The sequence below is a fragment of the Halorubrum sp. SP3 genome (assembly GCF_005435195.1).
Lineage (GTDB): Archaea > Halobacteriota > Halobacteria > Halobacteriales > Haloferacaceae > Halorubrum > Halorubrum sodomense.
The window spans coordinates 1-1,438 of sequence record NZ_SGTU01000091.1 but is presented as its reverse complement, the minus strand read 5'-3'; the positions used below and the strand labels follow the sequence as shown (position 1 = coordinate 1,438).

At 51.7% G+C, this 1,438-nt stretch carries 1 protein-coding gene; it reads left to right on the top strand.

Translation table 11 applies throughout. From position 1 onward, the window contains the following. Positions 1 to 1,431 (top strand): PAS domain-containing sensor histidine kinase (locus EXE42_RS15505; RefSeq protein WP_137706906.1); only part of this gene is annotated, 1,431 nt, incomplete at its 5' end. Positions 1,432 to 1,438: the final 7 nt, after the last annotated feature.

Genomic DNA, 1,438 nt, shown 5'->3' with positions numbered 1-1,438 from the left:
CGTGAGCGGTTTGAACGATTTGCCGGCAATGTCCAAGACGCGTTTTTCTTGTTACCAACTGACTACTCCGAAACCAAGTACGTGAATCCGGCAGTGGAAACAATCTACGGGATTACACCTGAGGAGGCCTACGATGACCCGACGGCTTGGCTCCGGCACGTCCATACCGATGACAAGGACGAGCTGCTCAAAAATCTGGAGGCCCAACAAGATGGAACAGTAGAGTGGCCAATCGAGCAGGAGTTCCGTGTCAACCATCCCAACCGTGGGGTACGCTGGGTACAGGCCCGCCTCGACGTAATTACCAACGAGAACGGCGATCCGTTTCGGATTACCGGTGTCACGACCGATATCACCAGACGAATAGAACGCAAACAGCAGTTGGAACAACAAACAGAGGAACTGGAGCATTTGGCGAACAAGTATGAATCACAGTACCGAACGCTGTTCGAGGAAGCCCCAGTAATGACGGTTCTCACTCGATCTGAAGACGACCGGCCGATTACTGAGGACTACAACAGCCAGTTTGTCGAGACACTTGGATACGATGCGGACGCAATAACCGGCAGCGAACTCACAGAATTCTACACACCTGAGTCGGAAGAAGAATTACAATCTGGAGGGTATAGCCGATCGATTAACGGTGAGTTCACTAGAGAGAAACGTGATCTAGTGGCTAACGATGGTGAGGTGGTAGAGGCTCTCTTGCGCTCGGTTCCACGTCGTACAGCAGATGGTGAGATCATCGGAACGGTAGCGATGTATATCGACATCACCGAACGTGAGTCGGTCAAGCGCACAAACAAACGGCTTGAGGAGTTCACAAGTGTTGTTTCACACGACTTGAGAAATCCATTACAAGTCGCCACGGGGGGGATTGAAATGGCATCTATAGAGTGTGACAGCGACTATCTGGATGAGGCAGAAAAGGGTCTCAACCGGATGGAGACGCTGATCGACGACCTCCTGATGCTAGCCCGTGAAGGAAAAGAAGTGACCGACGCACAGCCGTTCGATCTCGCCACGATGATTAATGGGTGCTGGGAGACCGTTGACACGGGCCAAGCAGCATTATTTAACAATGCCGAACGGAGTATACTTGCTGATAAAAGCCGCCTCAAGCAGGTGTTTGAGAACCTGTTTCGGAACTCAATCGAACACGGCGGATCTGATGTGACTGTGACGGTCGGGGAACTTGACGACGGGTTCTATATTGAGGACGATGGTCCGGGTATTTCGTCCGAGGAATATGATGACATCTTTGAGGCCGGGTACTCGAAATCGGCAGACGGAACCGGATTTGGGCTGAGTATTGTTGAAGAGATTATCGCCGCTCATGACTGGCAGATTCGTGTCACAGGCGGGAGTGACGGTGGAGCTCGATTTGAGGTTATGGATGTCGAATTTGAGAAATCATCAGGGGAGGTGTGACCTCCTC